Origin of the sequence: Pseudalkalibacillus sp. A8 (assembly GCF_045920555.1) — a bacterium.
In the GTDB taxonomy this organism is placed as follows: domain Bacteria; phylum Bacillota; class Bacilli; order Bacillales; family Fictibacillaceae; genus Pseudalkalibacillus.
In genome coordinates this window covers 3375345-3393048 of record NZ_CP174509.1, presented here as the reverse complement: position 1 = coordinate 3393048, position 17704 = coordinate 3375345, and the positions used below count along the sequence as shown (strand labels likewise).

Here is a 17704-nt window from a genome sequence, read left to right as displayed (position 1 = left end):
CATGGCCAAGTACCTACGGGCACCATATCCCTGTGATTTTGATTTTCAAAACACCAGGTATGGTACATCCGAGGCTCTTGGCTTTCATTGTTTACTCGGCTTGACTCTATATTGAAAAAGTTATTCGACTATGGAGAAAACCTTAAACGTTCCCCTTTCCTTACGAACGTTTATTCGCTAAAATAAAGGCAGAATGGAGTGAACGGAATGAAAATTCGAAAGAGCTTACCTGAAATCCTTAAAATCATGAATCAAGATGAGACGATTGCGGCCAATATCGCTTATTGGAAAACGATCCCGGAAAAAGCGGGCCGTTCAGTTGCCTTCCCTGATCAAATTCACCCGAAAATCCGGAAAGCATTGGAAAATAGAGGTTTTTTTTCTTTATATACCCATCAATATTCTGCCTTTGAAGCGGCACGGTCTTATGAAAGCTTTGTTACTGTCACGCCGACCGCATCAGGCAAAACACTCTGCTATAACCTTCCTGTTCTCCAAGAAGTTACAGAGAATGAAAACAGCCGTGCTTTGTACTTGTTTCCGACGAAAGCTTTGGCACAGGACCAAAAAAGTGAAATAAACGAATTGATTGAAGAAATCGGCATCGATATAAAAAGCTATACATATGACGGGGATACCCCCTCGAATATCCGACAGGTCATCCGTAAGGCAGGCCATGTTGTGATGACGAACCCGGACATGCTGCATTCGGCAATCCTCCCTCATCACACGAAATGGTTTTCCTTGTTCGAAAATTTGAAGTATATCGTGATCGATGAACTCCATTCATATAGGGGAGTATTTGGAAGTCATTTCGCCAACGTCTTGAGAAGATTGAAAAGAATATGTGCCTATTATGGAAGCACCCCAATTTTCATCTGTACATCCGCAACAATTGCCAATCCGAAAGAACTTGCTGAAAAATTGACAGGGGATAGGGTGCGCTTGATCGATAACAATGGCGCTCCGGTAGGGAAAAAGCATTTCGTCTTCTATAACCCTCCGATCGTCAACAAGCCGCTGAACATTCGCAGGAGTGCAACGCTTGAATCGAAAAAGCTTGCTTCATTATTTTTAGAAAACGAAATCCAGACGATCGTTTTTGCAAGAAGCAGGGTCAGGGTAGAAATCCTTTTGACATATTTGCAAGAATTGATCAACCGCAAGATCGCGAATAAGACGATACGTGGTTATCGCGGCGGTTATCTACCAAAGCAACGGAGAGAAATCGAACAGGGGCTTCGAAGCGGTGAAATCATGGGTGTCGTAAGCACGAACGCCCTGGAGCTGGGTGTGGATATCGGTCAACTCCAAGTCTGTGTCATGAACGGATATCCAGGGACAATTGCAAGTACATGGCAGCAAGGGGGACGAGCTGGCCGGAGACAGGATGAATCTGTTGTAGTACTCGTTGCGAGCTCTACCCCTCTTGATCAATACATCATCCAGAATCCTGATTATTTTTTCAATCGGAATCCTGAAACGGCCAGGATTAACCCTGATAACCTGATCATCCTGGTGGACCATTTGAAATGTGCTGCATATGAATTGCCGTTTAAAAACGGAGAGACATTCGAAGGAGTAGAAATCGATGACATCATGTATTTCTTAACCGAGGAAGGTGTCCTCCATGAGCAGGGGAACAGGTGGTATTGGATGAACGATTCGTTCCCAGCACATAACATCAGTTTGCGGTCTGCTTCTCAAGAAAATGTCGTTATCATCGATCAGACAGATGTTGCGGATGTGAAGGTCATCGGCGAAATGGACCGGTTCAGTTCGATGACGTTGCTGCATGAAGAAGCGATCTATCTTCATCAAGGAATCCAATATCAAGTCGAGAAGTTGGATTATGAAGAAAAGAAGGCTTACATCCGAGAAGTGGACGTGGATTACTACACAGATGCAAATTTGGCAGTTTCTTTGAAAGTACTCGAGGAAGATAAGCAAAAAACGTATCTAGACTCTCAGGTCGCTTTTGGGGACGTCACCGTCAATGCAATGGCGACGATTTTCAAAAAGATCAAATTCGGCACGCACGAGAACATCGGCTCTGGGCCGATTACGTTACCAGAAGAAGAACTTCATACTTCTGCGTCTTGGTTCAGTTTTTCGGAGGATATGATTGAAGGTCTTTCTGAACAGGAACTCGAAGAAGGATTGATTGGAATTTCGAATGTAATGCGTCACGTCGCTCCATTATTCGTCATGTGTGATGTGAGCGATCTTCACGTCGTGCCTCAAGTGAAAGCTTCACATTCGCAGCTGCCGACGATTTTCTTTTATGATCGGTATCCTGGGGGCATAGGGCTTAGTGAGTACGTATATGACCATATATCAGAAATCATGAATGAAGCAGAACACGTGATTGAGCGTTGTCCTTGCGAAAAGGGATGTCCATCATGTGTTGGAAATGAAGTGCAGTATACAGACGTGAAAAGTCTTGCGTTGAAATTCTTAAAAGAGGGAAGGAACGATTCCAATTATGTCACTTCAAAATAAATTGAATCGTTTTAAGAAACAGCTGACACATGTCGGTACGGATTCAACTTCTGAAAATCCTAAAAAGCCTGTAAAAGCAAAAGTGATGGAAGACGATTCAGAATGGGAGGCGTTGCAAGCCAGAGCCGTCCGTTTTGATGATCAGCATTGCATTCTTCGGGAAAAGAATTTCTCGAAAGATTTTAAAATCGGACAATATACAGTTGACGACCTGCATGATGCGGTCAAGCGTTGGAACGAAAGGAAGGAATCCCATCCTCTATCTGCTGAAGGCAAACAGGCGGGAGACCTCCTCTTTTTTGATACAGAAACGACAGGGTTAGGCAGTGGAGCGGGTAATACGATCTTTTTACTTGGAGTGGCAAGAATAATTGACGATGACATCCAAATGCGCCAGTATTTTCTCCCAGGACCAGGGAATGAAGTGGCTTTGTATCATCACTTTTTGACCGATGTCCAGGACACGTCCAATTTAGTGACCTATAACGGGAAAGCATTCGATTGGCCGCAAGTGAAAACCCGGCATACCTTCGTCCGGGAGATGGTGCCGAAGCTTCCGCCTTTTGGTCACTTTGATTTGCTTCATGGCTCACGAAGAGTCTGGAAAAAAACATATGAATCATTACGACTCTCAATTGTGGAGAAAGAATTGTTGAACATAGATAGGATCGAGGATACACCAGGTTACTTAGCTCCGATGTTATACTTTGAATACTTGCGGGAAAAGGACCCTACCATTCTAAATGGGGTATTCAAACATAATGAATTGGACGTTCTCACCCTCATTTCCTTATATACACATCTTTCTAATGTTTTGTTAGATCCAAGTCATGCATCACTCTCTACTTCTGAACGCTATGAAATCGCAAAATGGTATGAAGCAATAAATGATTTTACTGAAGCGAGACAACGCTTTGAAAGCCTGCTTGATTCAACAGCAGGTCTAAAAGCAAAAAAAGCCCTGGCAAGTCTATATAAGAAAGAAAAGGATATAGATAAAGCGGTTTTTTACTGGGAATTGGTTATAGAAACAGAGGAAGATGTGGAATCTTATGTTGAACTCTCGAAAATCCATGAGCATAAATACAAAGATTTCGAGAAGGCATTATTTTTCGCCAGAAGGGGATATGAGGCATGGAAATCCTCGAAACGGATTCTACGTCAACAGGAAGATAGGGACCGGTTGGAGTTCAAAAAACGGATCAACCGGATTGAAGGGAAAATCGGGTAGGTCAATAGTAGGGAAATGAAAATAATGATAAATGGTTAATATTCCCCGGGTAAGCGCAAAAAACGATGTTTTTCGTGCTATCCTGGGATTTTTTAAAATTTTTTAGTCTTTTGTAACAGAAATATTGAAAAAAATGTCGAATCGCCATAAAATAGGGGATGTAGCATTTACATATTTAGGGGGATTCCGACAGTGCGCAACATTATAGTGGTTTTATTTTTCCTTATGATCGGCTTGACTGTATATTTCATGAACTTAGGTGCTTGACCATTTTCGTCCGTTTTCAATGAAAGAAGGCGGATGTCTTAGACAAGTCTCATAGATCTCTCATACATTATAACAAAGCTTTTTACTAAATCATAAAGGAGAATCTATGGGATGCATTATCATAAACCTCAAATGATGTGCCCGGTGGTCCATCCACCGAAGAAGTGTGTCAAGCATTTTTGTCATCACAAGGTTGTACCTCATATCCATCCAGTGATTGAGGAACATGTGCACCACAATATCATACAGCATAAGCATATGCAGAAGCATTGTAAAAAATCTTGCTGTACGACTCAACACAAGCATTGCATGGTCCCGCCGCGCCCTAAATGCGGCTGTCACCACGGCGGCTATGGCGGAGGCTTTGGAGGCGACCACTACGGTGGGGGCTCCGGAGGCGTCTGGGACTGGTAATTTATGAAGCGGACCGAGTTTAATTCGGTTCGCTTTTTTTAGAGAATAATTAATGCAGAATTTCTTTGAATGTAGACAAAAAAATACATTACTTTTTCATGAAAACTGTATTTTTTCAACAATTTTTGATTATGGAATATGATACACTTATAGTGAGTCCAATTTTTGGTACGTGATGAAAGATTTATGTTTTCAAAAGCCTAAATAACATCAAGGTAACACAGGTTTAACAAAGGAGTCATGGGATGATCATGGTTTTAGCAGTGACTGGGTATAAAGGTCATGAATTAGGGATATTTTCGAACAAGCATGAAGCAGTACCTTACATAAAAGGTATACTAAAAAATCGTCTTGCACATTTAGTTGAAGAGGGTTTGGAATGGGTAGTCATCAGTGGACAACTTGGGGTTGAATTATGGGCTGGTGAGGCAGTCATTGAGCTGAAGGATTCTTATCCTGATCTGAAGCTAGCGGTCTTGACTCCCTTTCAACATCAGGAACAAAGGTGGAAAGAAAATACCCAGGAATACTACCAACTCATCCTGTCTAAAGCCGATTTTGTAGACAGTATTTCGAAAAGATCTTATGAAAACCCTGGTCAGTTGCAAGCGGCAAATCAATTCATCATTGAAAAAACGGACGGGTTGTTAGTGCTTTATGACACAGATCAGCCAGGTTCGCCAGAATTTTATTTGAAAACGGCGCACAAATATGTAGAACTTGGTAACGAATATCCTATATTGTCAATTTCCTTTTTCGATATAAATGATTATATCGAGGAATCACAGAAATCAAATGAGGATGATTGGGTAACCTAATATTAGATGAATATTATGTGAAACTTGGTATAATGTTGTGTAGAAAACAACTATAAATGAAACGAATGACAGAAATCAATAATGGGGTGACGCATTTATTATGGATAATAAACGAGTACAATTGACATCTAAAGAAATTTTAGAAAAAGATTTCAAAACAGGATTCCGCGGTTATGATCAAGATGAAGTCGATCAATTTTTAGACATAGTAATAAAAGACTATGAGCAGTTCCACAAAGAAATTGACCGTTTGAATGAAGAAAACGTGAAATTGAGAAAAGAGCTTCAGCGCTCTGGTGAACAGACGAAAACACAAAGCAATGGTGCAGGCATAACAAACTATGACATCTTGAAACGTCTTTCTAATTTAGAAAAGCATGTTTTCGGTAGTAAGCTTTACGATTGATTTGGGTATAATTGACATTGAAAAGTATTCAAACGTACGATATAATGTAATTCGACTCTAATAAGGTCATATCGTTTGGGTAATCGCTGTACTTCATTTTCGAAGTATAGAGGAAAGTCCATGCTCGCACAGTCTGAGATGGCTGTAATGTTCGTGCCTGATCAATAAATAAGTCAGGGTAGTCTGGTTACGACTGGACTAACGGCAGGGAAAACACCTACGTCTTCGGATATGGTGTGAATACCTTGAAAGTGCCACAGTGACGAAGTCCTGCAGGAAACTGCCGGAGTGGAACGAGGTAAACCCCACGAGCGAGAAACCCAAATTATGGTAGGGGAGTCTTCTCTGAGGAAATGAACGAAGAGAAGGACAGATGTTGGAGAACATCTGGAGATAGATGATTACCGCCTGCGTACGAGGAGCTTAAGCTCTGTTTGAGTACGGGGAACAGAACATGGCTTACAAAACGAGATGACCGAAAGCCCACATTTGGAGGGCTTTTTTATTTTGCTTTTTTAACTCAATTTCGCCACACTCCTACGGGAAAAGCGAGCCAGGCAATTCCACTTAATATAGGGAAAATTATATGGACATTTTTCTCCTTTTATTGAACATTATTTTCGTTTTATGTACATTTCCCAGGTTTTATTGAACATTTCCCATGATATATGTACATATTTTCGTTTTTATCAACATTTGACGCTTTTCGACAACTTGACAGAATGGTTGAGGAGGGCATACGGATCGCCTGCGGAAAAGGAACGATTTTCATAAAAATGAACTACTACGATTAGAAATGTCCGATTCCATTCAGTATAATAGGAGAATCATACATAAAGATTGGAGCATTCAAAATGAAACCGATTACGTTGATTGCAACTGCAGCAATGGGCTTAGAATCAATTGTCGCCAACGAAGTGCGTCAATTAGGATATGAGAATGTGCAAGTTGAAAACGGCAGAATCATCGTGGAAGCGGACGAACGCGCGATTCCACGCTTGAATCTATGGCTTAGGACAGCCGATCGAATCAAACTGAAGGTCGGTTCATTCAAGGCACTGTCTTTTGAAGAGTTATTCGAGCAGACAAAAGCCCTTCCTTGGGGAGATTTTCTGCCAGAAGATGCAGAGTTTCCGGTCATCGGCCGTTCTGTAAAATCAAAGCTATTCAGCGTTTCTGATTGCCAGGCAATTGTCAAAAAAGCGATAGTCGAAAAGATGAAAGAAACTTACGACGTCCAGGGATGGCTACCGGAAAATGGTGCATTTTATCGTGTGGAAGTTGCCTTGCATAAGGACATTGCTACCCTGACGATCGATACGAGCGGTGAAGGTCTCCATAAACGTGGCTACCGTTATTTGCATAATGAAGCACCGCTGAAAGAAACTTTGGCGGCTGCGTTGATACAATTGACGAACTGGAAGCCGGATCGACCGTTTTTGGATCCGTTCTGCGGTTCCGGAACAATACCGATTGAAGCGGCGATGATTGCAAAAAGCATCGCGCCAGGACTAAACCGCGAATTCGCCTCTGAAAACTGGTCTTGGTTAGACAAGAAATTATGGTATGAGGCTGTTGAAGAGGCGCATGACCTCGCAAAATTCGATCTGCCTGTGGACATCTTAGGGTCAGATATCGATCATAAAATGATTGAACTCTCAGAAAATAATGCAAATGAAGCCGGTTTTGAAGGAGAAATCCGTTTCAAACAGATGCAGGTGAAGGATTTCCATACGAAATCGGAATATGGATATGCAATCGGAAACCCTCCATACGGTGAACGGTTGAATGAAAGAGACTATGTGGAAGCTTTGTATAGGGACCTTGGTGAGGTGTTCCGACGTTTGGACACTTGGTCGTTCTATGTCCTCACATCTCATGATGGATTCGAAACACTATACGGGGAAAAAGCGTCAAAAAAACGGAAATTGTATAATGGGGACTTGAAATGTCACTATTATCAATTCTTCGGTAAAAAGCCGCCACGGAGACATGTTCAAGTTTAACATTGGATGAATCCACCCATACTAGTAGTAACAATACTAGGGTGGGTGGTTTTAATGTATGAACGATATAATGACATCGAAAGTGTGGCGAAAGCGATAAAGGCTTTAAAGGATATGAATGAATCTTGTTACGATAGAGCATGTCAAAACATCCGTTATCAGCTCGATAACGCGGTCGCTTATGAATCTGGTTATCATCGGGACATGAGCAAATACTCGTCAATACATACATCGATCATTGAAGGAACTGCCCAATAGTTCTCATAGGGTCAGTTCTTTTTATGTGGTAAAAATTCATTTCAAATGAGTTTTGATCTTCATTCAATTAAAAATCGCGACTAAATAGACCATCCAGATATAATTATAGAACTAAAAGATGAGAGAAACTTCTAAAAGTTGCTGGATTGTTGATTATCTTTAAAAATCATCGCCATACCTTTGAAATTTTAAAATTATCCTTAAAAGGCAGAATGTATCTTCAAAAAAGGAAAATTATCTTGAAAAACAGACTAACACATAAAATTTCACGTACCGTACTGGAATTTAATATGTTATTTCAATAAATAATTAAGGAACATTAAAGGGTTTTCTTGGTATGACGTCAAATAATTAGGATGGCTGCAATCATTTTACATATTAGGGAGATGGAATAGATGGCAAGTACAACAGCAAACAAAATGGAGCAAAGATTCCAAGACCTGACACAACGGATCACCAGCTATAATGAAGCAATTGGATTAATGGTTTGGGACCTTAGGACTGGTGCACCGAAACGAGGGGTTGAGCAACGTTCCGAAGTGATCGGAATGCTGTCTTCTGAGGTATTTAAATTATCGACATCTAAAGAAATGAAAGAATGCTTGGATGCGTTAAGCGTTTCTTCACTGCACCCGAATTTGAGTGAAATAACGAAAAGGGCAGTACAGGAAGCAAAAGAGGAATATGAAAGAAATGAAAGGATCCCTGAAGCTGAATATAAAGAATATGTTATTACCCAATCAAAAGCTGAAAATGTATGGGAAGATGCAAAAGCTGAATCTGACTTCTCCAAACTTCAACCATACTTAGAAAAACTTGTTCAATTCAAAAAGAATTTCGTCAGTTACTGGGGACATGAGGATCACCCATATAACACCTTGCTTAATTTATATGAGCCTGGTGTCAATGTAGAAACGATCGATCGTGTCTTTAAACAACTACGAGAAGCAATTGTACCGCTCGTCCAGGAGGTCGTCAACTCGAAGCATCAGCCTGAAACATCTTTCCTGTTCAAGCATTTTCCTGCGGATAAGCAAAGGGATTTCAGCAGGCATGTCCTGAAGCAGATGGGCTATGATTTCCTTGCAGGCCGACTGGATCAGACGAACCATCCTTTTGCAATTGGATTGAATCCTGGAGATGTCCGTGTCACGACAAAATATGATGAAGTAGATTTCAGGACCGCTGTGTTCGGCACTATCCATGAGGGTGGACATGCTTTATATGAACAGAACATCAGCAAGGACCTTATCGGAACACTTCTATGCACCGGGACGTCAATGGGTATTCATGAATCTCAATCGTTATTTTGGGAGAACTTTGTCGGCCGTAACCAGTCGTTCTGGGAAAATAACTATGAAACGTTCAAGTCTTATACCAATGGGCAGTTCGATCAAGTTTCAATGGACGACTTTTACCGTGCCATAAATGTTGCCGGTCCGTCGTTGATTCGGATTGAAGCAGATGAAATGACTTATCCACTTCATATCATCATCCGTTATGAAATCGAGAAGGGATTATTCAGTAATCAAATTCAAGTGAAGGATCTACCAGAGATCTGGAACGAGAAAATGAACGAATACCTTGGCATTCGACCGAAGCATGATGGGGAAGGCGTTCTTCAAGATATCCACTGGTCGGGCGGAGATTTTGGTTACTTCCCATCATATGCACTTGGCTATATCTATGCAGCCCAATTGAAACAAGCAATGCTTATGGATCTGCAGGACTTCGATCAGAAACTCAAAGAAGGAAATCTCTTACCGATCAAAGAATGGTTAACGAAAAATGTCCATCAACATGGCAAGATGAAAAAGCCGATTGAAATCATCAAGGATATAACAGGAGAAGGGTTGAACGCCCAACACTTGATCACTTACTTGACAGATAAGTATCGCGATGTCTATAAAATCAACTAAATGAAGAGAAAATCCCCGCGTCCAATAAGAATTAGGAGTGGGGATTTCTTTGCATAAGCTTTTGTAAGATTTCATCTCGTTCCTGATCTTCAATGAGCGAGAAAAAGTGAAGGATCATCGTATAATAAGATAACTTCTTTTTAATGTTTGTAGGCATCTGTCGTCCTCCTTTTTCTTTAATGCAACTCTTTTTCTTACTAACAATATATGTTGTTTAACGAAAAATGAGACATTTGTAAAGAAGGTTTTAAGGGATATGAAGCGAAATTTATAAAGTGAAAGGTTTGAAACGGTTTATTTCGTGAAAGGTTAATAAATAACGAACAGGATAAAGGAGAGGATTTGAAAATGGTTTTCCAAAATCCAGATCAAGCAGCCATTAACGACATACTAAAGACCAAAAAGCGTATTGCTGTTGTGGGCCTATCTGATAAGCCACATAGAACATCGTACCAGGTATCACAATACATGAAAGATCATGGTTATGAAATCATTCCGGTAAATCCGACCATTGATGAAACTATGGGATTGAAAGCGTATCCTTCTCTTAAGGATGTGGAAGGTCCCATCGATATCGTCAATGTGTTCAGGCGCAGTGAAGAACTCCCCAGGGTTGCAAGAGATATGAAGGAAATTGAAGCAAGTGTATTCTGGTCTCAGCTCGGACTTTTGAATGAAGAGGTTGTTGAGATTTTAAATGAGAAGGATACGATAATCATAATGGATCGTTGTATTAAAGTGGAACACGCTACAATGTGAGGATATGAACCACTCTAGCCAGGGTGGTTCATTTTCTTAGAGCTTAAAGACATTTGAATTAAAATCACTATTTTCGGAAAAAACGAATGATAATAAGTTAAATTGGACAAGTTGAACGGTATGATATAATGGTTCATTGTGGGATGAGAACTTCACATATTCAGTGAACATACCGATATTTTTCATGAACATCATATAAAAATAGAGATTGTATGTGAACAAATGTTCTGATAACATTACAATACAATAAAAAATGATTGTCTGAGTTTTGAAAGGGGCACGAGGGTTTTGGCTACGAGAGAACAACTTTCATATAATGATGATGCAATCCAAGTATTGGAGGGCCTTGAGGCTGTCCGTAAACGACCTGGTATGTATATTGGCAGTACCGATAGTCGAGGGTTACACCATCTCGTATACGAAATCGTAGATAATGCTGTCGATGAAGCATTGGCGGGGTATGGAAAGGCCATCACTGTAACAATACATAAAGATAACAGCATCAGTGTAAAAGACGAGGGGCGTGGTATGCCTACTGGTATGCATAAGACAGGGAAGCCTACACCGGAGGTCATCCTGACGGTTCTCCATGCTGGTGGAAAATTCGGTCAAGGTGGATACAAGACGAGTGGAGGACTGCATGGTGTAGGAGCATCTGTAGTCAACGCGCTTTCTGAGTGGCTTGAAGTCACCATCCACCGGGAAGGAGTCATTTATAATCAGCGCTTTGTCAATGGTGGAAAACCGGCAACTACTCTTGAAAAAATAGGCTCAACAAGAAAATCCGGAACGATCATCCATTTCAAACCGGATCCGACGGTGTTTTCAACTACGACTTTCAATTATGAAACGTTGAGCGAACGTCTTCGTGAAGCTGCTTTCCTTTTAAAAGGGATGAAAATCGAGTTGATCGACCAACGTGATAACGAGAATGATAATACTGTTTTCCAATTTGAAACTGGAATCAAGGCATTCGTCGATTACTTGAATGAAGAAAAAGACATCCTTCATCCAGTCGTTTCATTTCAAGGGTTTCAGAATGCGATCGATGTTGAGTTCGCATTCCAATTCAATGACGGCTATTCAGAAAACATGCTTTCATTCGTCAACAATGTCCGTACGAAAGATGGTGGAACGCACGAATCCGGTTCAAAGACAGCGATGACAAGGATATTCAATGAATATGCCCGTAAGACTGGCCTTTTAAAAGAGAAAGACAAGAACTTGGACGGTTCGGATATCCGTGAAGGCCTGACAGCAATCGTTTCAGTCCGTATTCCGGAAGAAAAGCTCCAGTTCGAAGGGCAGACGAAAAGCAAGCTCGGTACAAGTGACGCACGATCTTCTGTAGATGCGGTCGTATCGGAACATTTGAATTATTTCTTAGAAGAAAACCCGAAAATCAGTGAAATGCTGATCCGTAAGTCTGTAAAAGCAGCGCAAGCTCGTGAAGCTGCACGTAAAGCACGTGAGGAGGCACGGAACGGGAAGAAAAATAAACGAAAAGACTCGATGCTAAGTGGAAAGCTGACACCGGCTTCATCAAGGAATGCCAGCAAGAATGAATTGTATCTTGTAGAGGGAGATTCTGCCGGTGGATCCGCAAAACAAGGACGTGATCGACGTTTCCAGGCGATCCTTCCGCTTAGAGGAAAAGTCATCAATACAGAAAAAGCGAAGTTACAGGATATTTTTAAAAATGAAGAAATCAACACGATCATAAATGCAATCGGTGCTGGAGTCGGAGCAGACTTCACAATCAAGGACTCGAATTATGACAAAGTCGTCATCATGACGGATGCCGATACAGATGGTTCTCATATCCAAGTCCTTTTGTTGACATTCTTCTATCGTTACATGAAACCGATGATTGAGGCAGGAAAAGTCTATATCGCACTACCGCCTCTTTACAAAGTGAGTAAAGGTAAAGGAAAAAAAGAAGTCATCGAATATGCCTGGGACGAAGATGGTTTGAAGCAGGCCATCAAGAAGGTCGGAAAGGGCTATACCATCCAACGCTACAAAGGTCTTGGTGAAATGAATGCGGATCAATTATGGGAAACGACGATGAACCCTGATACCCGTACACTGATCCGAGTGAAGATCGAAGACATCGCGCGTGCAGAACGTCGTGTTTCTGTCCTGATGGGTGACAAGGTAGAACCGAGACGTAAATGGATCGAATCTAATGTGGCATTTGGAATGGATGAAGAGACGAACATCTTAGAAAATGAGAACCTTGAAGTTGTTGAGGGGGAGTAAGATTTGACGAATGCAGAGAAATACTTGGATTTACCATTAGAAGATATCATCGGCGACCGTTTCGGCCGATACAGTAAATACATCATCCAAGAACGTGCCTTACCTGATGTACGTGATGGACTGAAGCCTGTACAGAGGCGGATTCTATACGCTATGTACCAGGATGGAAATGTATCAGACAAACCATTCCGTAAATCAGCTAAAACCGTCGGTAATGTCATCGGCAACTACCATCCACACGGCGATACGTCCGTATACGATGCAATGGTGCGTTTAAGTCAGGATTGGAAAGTACGGAATGTATTAATAGAGATGCACGGGAACAACGGTAGTATCGACGGGGATCCGCCTGCTGCAATGCGTTATACTGAGGCACGCCTTTCCCCGATCGCATCTGAATTGCTTCGTGACATCGATAAAAAGACAGTCGACTTCACACCGAACTTCGACGATACCCAAGAAGAGCCTGTTGTTCTTCCAGCATTGTTCCCAAGCTTGCTTGTGAACGGGTCGACAGGCATTTCTTCCGGATATGCCACCGAAATTCCTCCGCACCATCTGGGAGAAGTGATCGATGCCGTCACGATGCAAATCGATAAACCAGAAAGCACTGTCGATGAATTGATGTCTGTCATCAAAGGTCCTGACTTCCCGACTGGGGGCATTATCCAAGGTGTTGATGGCATCAGGCAAGCGTATGAAACAGGGAAAGGTAAGATCGTCATCCGCGCGAAAACAGAGATCGAGGATCAACGAGGTGGACGGCAACAGATCGTCATTACAGAAATCCCGTATGAAGTAAATAAAGCAAACCTCGTGAAACGGATGGATGAGCTGCGTATCGATAAAAAAGTCGATGGCATCTCGGAAGTGCGTGATGAAACGGATCGAACAGGCTTACGTATTGTTGTTGAATTAAAGAAAGAAGCAGATTCCCAAGGGGTATTGAACTATCTATTCAAAAATACGGATTTGCAGATTTCGTATAACTTTAATATGGTCGCGATCCACAACCGGACTCCGCAATTAATGGGACTTAAAAAGCTGATCGATGCATATATCCAGCATCAGCGTGAAGTGGTGACAAACCGTTCTAAGTATGAATTGAAAAAGGCTCAAGACCGTCAACATGTAGTTGAAGGATTGATCAAAGCCATTTCGATTTTAGATGAAGTTATCGCGACGATCCGAGCATCAAAAGACAAGAAAGATGCGAAGAACAATTTGATCGGACAGTATGCGTTTACGGAAGCACAAGCAGAAGCAATCGTTACGTTACAGCTTTATCGATTAACGAATACTGATATCAAGACTTTAGAAAAAGAAGCAGAAGATCTTGAAAAGCAAATCAAAGAACTACTTGCGATCTTGAACAGCGATCGCAAATTGCTTACCGTCATAAAAAAAGAACTCGCACGAGTGAAGAAGACTTACGCAGATAAACGTCGTTCTGTCATCGAAGCAGAAATTCAAGAAATCAAGATCAACCTTGAAGTGATGATACCATCTGAAGATGTTGTCATTTCAGTGACGAATGAAGGATACGTCAAGCGTACGAGCCCGCGATCCTATTCTGCTTCAAATGGTGAACCGCCAGGGATGAAAGATACCGACCGTGTCTTGAAGATTTTCAACGGAAATACGACCAATACCATGCTCATTTTCACAAATAAAGGGAACTATCTCCATATTCCAGTCCATGAATTGCCAGATATACGCTGGAAGGATGCCGGGCAGCATGTTACGAACATCGTCTCGATCGATCGAGATGAAAGTGTTGTAGAAGCAATGGTCATCGAAGAATTCAAGGCAGATGAGTATCTGTTGTTCTTTACGAAAAATGGAATGGTCAAGAGAACAGAGCTTTCGAATTATAAAGCCCAGCGTTATTCCAAGCCGTTGATGGCATTGAAATTGAAGAAGGAAGATGAGCTTGTCGATGTCTATGTTACAGATGGTAAGAAAGATGTTTTCATTGCCACTAATCTAGGATATGGACTTTGGTATGAGGAAGAAGAAGTTAGTGTCGTCGGCCAGCGTGCTGCTGGAGTGAAAGCAATCAATCTGAAGGACGATGATTTTGTCGTAAGCGGATTTGTAAAAGAGAAAGAAGAACGTACAGAAATCGTCGTCGTCACGAATCGTGGTGCGGTTAAGAAAATGCGGTTGGAAAGTGAATTCGAGCGTACTTCAAGAGCGAAGCGTGGTGTTATTATGCTGCGTGAACTTAAGTCGAATCCGCATCGGATCATCCAAGCACTACCTGTAAATGAAACGAACCTCGTCTGGATTGAGGCTGAAAAAGGGAAAGAAGAAGTCGTCGATCCAAACCAGCTCCGTGCTGCAGACCGATATAACAACGGATCCTTTGTCATAGACGTAACAACAGAAGGTCAAATTGTAGACGCCTGGAAACGAGTAAAAGAAGAAGACTGACATGAAAAAGTAGAAGGTTGGAGAAGTCCAACCTTCTACTTTTTTGCCTATTATTTATCAACAGATATTCAGGTAACTACTAACACAGTGCGAGGAATATTTGAGGTGTATAGAAGAAGCATGGATTGAATGTCGGGTAACAAAAGCCAATTGTAATGAAGAAGTTTACGAATGCTACCCACGCAAGAGCGATGCCGATTCCTCCGAATGGTGTTTGATAAAAAATCAATGTCCATTTGCCCTGGCAAAACCAGATTCCGTTTACTCTCCCATCTCTTTTGGAATAATTCGTTGAGTCAGAGTATGGACGCGGCTGTAAACCGAGCAGAGAGTAAATTTGTGTAGGGCTTTGCGGCTGCTGTCCAAGTAGATATTGGAGTTGGGATTGAGGAAACGCTGACAAAGTAGTGAAAAGATTTACCAGATGCTGTGGTGGCAAAGATGCAGGTCGAGAAAGCGTCGGCAGAATCTGTTGGACTTGCTGTTGTTGTTGTAGGGTCAATTGACCAGGCAAAAGACTAGGTACTCCTAAACCTCCTAGACCACCAATTCCTGGAACAATCGATCCAATAGGCAATTGGCGTGGATGGTTATGATACATGCTTACAATCCCCTTTTCGATGGATGATGATATGATTCGATATGCCACTATATGCAGAACTGGGCATTATGTGTAGCATTAATTGGGCAATTATCTTGACTTCAATTCTCCTATTGGTGGCCGATTTTACAGACGATCGTTCAGAGTCAGGTTAGGATCTTTAAGTATGAAATTGTCATTTTTATGAAGATTTTTCGTAAAAAATCTACTCTTTTAAAATGTAAGCGTTTCATAATTGAAAAAATCATGGCAATAAAGAAAATTTTCAGAAAACCTGTTGTCATTCGACAAAAATCCGTATAAAATACTCTCTATCATTCATTTTGAAGGGAGGCTTCGCGATGGTTACATTTCTTGCATCCATCATGTTTTTACTTCTAGGTTATTTTTTCTATGCAAAGGTGGTTGAACGAATTTTTGGTATCAACGACCAGAACCAAACACCCGCTTACACCAATAATGACGGGTTTGACTACACACCGATGAGCTGGTGGAAAGCGAGCCTCATTCAACTGCTTAACATCGCAGGCCTTGGCCCTATATTTGGGGCTATCTTAGGTGCATTGTATGGTCCTGTGGCATTCATTTGGATCGTCATCGGCAGTATTTTCGCAGGTGCTGTACATGATTATTTTTCTGGTATGCTTTCACTTAGACATAATGGTGCTCAATTTCCAACAATTGTTGGTAAATACCTGGGCAAACCAGTGCAATCTATGATCAACCTGCTCTCCATTGGACTAATGGTTCTTGTAGCAGCAGCCTTTACTGCAGGACCTGCTCAGCTGATGGCTGAAATCACACCACTCAGTTTTATAGTGTCGTTGCTTATCATCTTCACCTATTTTTTGATAGCTACATTACTGCCTATCAATAAAATCATTGGACGTGTCTACCCGATCTTTGGAGGAATTCTCATTTTCATGGCCCTTTCGATCGGTGTGGGATTGTTCTTTTTTGATCATCCCGTTCCGAACTTGACGTTAAGCAGTTTTCACCCAGAAGAACTGCCGATATGGCCACTCCTGATGGTGACGATCTCTTGTGGTGCTATTTCAGGTTTCCACAGTACACAAAGTCCGATTCTTGCACGAACACTCAAGAAGGAGAGTGAAGGGCGTAAAGTCTTTTACGGTGCAATGATAAGTGAAGGCATTATTACTCTTATCTGGGCTGCGGCTGGCATGACTTTCTTCGGGGGTACCAGTGGTCTCCAAGAAGCTCTTGCTTCAGGTGGACCTGCTGGAGTCGTCAATGAAATCAGTACTACAACACTTGGTACGCTAGGTGGCATCCTTGCTGTCCTCGGTGTGATCATCTTGCCGATCACGACAGGTGATACAGCATTAAGGTCGTCCCGTATGATGCTTGGCGATCTTCTCAAGCCGTTTCTTAAAAGGGATGGTAAATGGACGAACGCTCTACTCGTCATTCCTGTAGCGGTCCCTGCCTTTTTGCTGACACAAATGGACTACAGCTTTCTTTGGCGTTACGTGGGCTGGTCCAATCAGGTAGTTGCTACTGTCATGCTTTGGACTGGAGCCATGTACCTGATCAAACATCAAAAGTTTCATTGGATCTGTAGTATACCGGCATTATTCATGACAGCTGTGGTCAGTACTTATATTTTCTATGCCCCAGAAGGATTTGCTCTACCGTACATGACATCAATGGTGGCTGGCGCATTTATCTGGACTGCAGTTCTCATATGGTTCATAACTAAGGTAGTAAAATCCAAAAAGTTCGATAAAAAAGTCGTCACTGTTAAAAAAGCAAGTTAAGAATTGAAGCACTGAAAAAAGGCGTACTCTTTGTCGGGACGCCT

The 17704-nt window shown here is 41.7% G+C and carries 14 protein-coding genes and 1 other RNA gene; 13 read left to right on the top strand and 2 right to left on the bottom strand.

Annotated features, from left to right (window positions below; translation table 11 throughout):
• Positions 1-207: 207 nt before the first annotated feature.
• From ACJROX_RS17460 to ACJROX_RS17420, 9 genes are all read left to right on the top strand, one after another.
• Entirely contained in the window at positions 208-2502 is a 2295-nt protein-coding gene (locus ACJROX_RS17460; protein ID WP_408006478.1) for a DEAD/DEAH box helicase, read from the top strand.
• Complete coding sequence (locus ACJROX_RS17455; RefSeq protein WP_408006477.1) at positions 2486-3733, top strand: ribonuclease H-like domain-containing protein; 1248 nt, start codon at positions 2486-2488, stop codon at positions 3731-3733. The genes ACJROX_RS17460 and ACJROX_RS17455 overlap by 17 nt, the downstream gene beginning before the upstream one ends.
• Positions 3734-4132: 399 nt before the next feature.
• Complete coding sequence (locus ACJROX_RS17450) at positions 4133-4414, top strand: CotD family spore coat protein (RefSeq protein ID WP_408006476.1); 282 nt, start codon at positions 4133-4135, stop codon at positions 4412-4414.
• Between the two features lie 248 nt (positions 4415-4662).
• The gene (locus ACJROX_RS17445) at positions 4663-5232 is read left to right on the top strand and encodes a DUF1273 domain-containing protein (RefSeq protein WP_408011696.1); all 570 of its coding nucleotides are present in this window, start codon (positions 4663-4665) and stop codon (positions 5230-5232) included.
• 100 nt (positions 5233-5332) lie between these two features.
• Positions 5333-5638: a cell division regulator GpsB gene (gene gpsB, locus ACJROX_RS17440; protein ID WP_221565124.1), complete on the top strand. Its 306-nt coding sequence runs from the start codon at positions 5333-5335 to the stop codon at positions 5636-5638.
• 71 nt (positions 5639-5709) lie between these two features.
• Positions 5710-6105, top strand: an RNA gene (rnpB, locus tag ACJROX_RS17435) — RNase P RNA component class B.
• A gap of 387 nt (positions 6106-6492) precedes the next feature.
• A complete protein-coding gene (locus ACJROX_RS17430; protein WP_408006475.1) occupies positions 6493-7644 on the top strand; it encodes a class I SAM-dependent RNA methyltransferase in 1152 nt (383 codons plus the stop codon).
• Between the two features lie 54 nt (positions 7645-7698).
• Positions 7699-7902 (top strand): hypothetical protein, encoded by a 204-nt coding sequence (locus ACJROX_RS17425; RefSeq protein WP_408006473.1) that lies wholly within the window; start codon positions 7699-7701, stop codon positions 7900-7902.
• Positions 7903-8297: 395 nt separating this feature from the next.
• Complete coding sequence (locus ACJROX_RS17420; protein WP_408006472.1) at positions 8298-9821, top strand: carboxypeptidase M32; 1524 nt, start codon at positions 8298-8300, stop codon at positions 9819-9821.
• Between the two features lie 31 nt (positions 9822-9852).
• Here the strand turns inward: ACJROX_RS17420 and ACJROX_RS17415 are convergent, their stop codons facing one another.
• Positions 9853-9978: a hypothetical protein gene (locus ACJROX_RS17415; RefSeq protein WP_408006471.1), complete on the bottom strand. Its 126-nt coding sequence runs from the start codon at positions 9976-9978 to the stop codon at positions 9853-9855.
• Positions 9979-10169: 191 nt separating this feature from the next.
• Here ACJROX_RS17415 and ACJROX_RS17410 point away from each other — a divergent pair, with 191 nt between their 5' ends.
• The 3 genes from ACJROX_RS17410 (at position 10170) to parC (ending at position 15278) form a co-directional block, all read left to right on the top strand.
• Positions 10170-10580, top strand: coding sequence for a CoA-binding protein (locus ACJROX_RS17410; protein ID WP_408006470.1), 411 nt, complete (start codon positions 10170-10172; stop codon positions 10578-10580).
• A 288-nt stretch (positions 10581-10868) separates the two neighbouring features.
• Entirely contained in the window at positions 10869-12842 is a 1974-nt protein-coding gene (parE, locus tag ACJROX_RS17405; protein WP_408006469.1) for a DNA topoisomerase IV subunit B, read from the top strand.
• Between the two features lie 3 nt (positions 12843-12845).
• Entirely contained in the window at positions 12846-15278 is a 2433-nt protein-coding gene (gene parC / locus ACJROX_RS17400; RefSeq protein WP_408006468.1) for a DNA topoisomerase IV subunit A, read from the top strand.
• Positions 15279-15357: 79 nt separating this feature from the next.
• Here the strand turns inward: parC and ACJROX_RS17395 are convergent, their stop codons facing one another.
• Positions 15358-15879 carry a hypothetical protein gene (locus ACJROX_RS17395; protein ID WP_408006467.1) on the bottom strand — a complete coding sequence of 174 codons (522 nt, stop codon included), beginning with the start codon at positions 15877-15879 and terminating at the stop codon, positions 15358-15360.
• A gap of 341 nt (positions 15880-16220) precedes the next feature.
• Here ACJROX_RS17395 and ACJROX_RS17390 point away from each other — a divergent pair, with 341 nt between their 5' ends.
• On the top strand, positions 16221-17660 hold the full coding sequence (locus ACJROX_RS17390; RefSeq protein WP_408006466.1) for a carbon starvation protein A: 1440 nt from the start codon (positions 16221-16223) through the stop codon (positions 17658-17660).
• Positions 17661-17704: the final 44 nt, after the last annotated feature.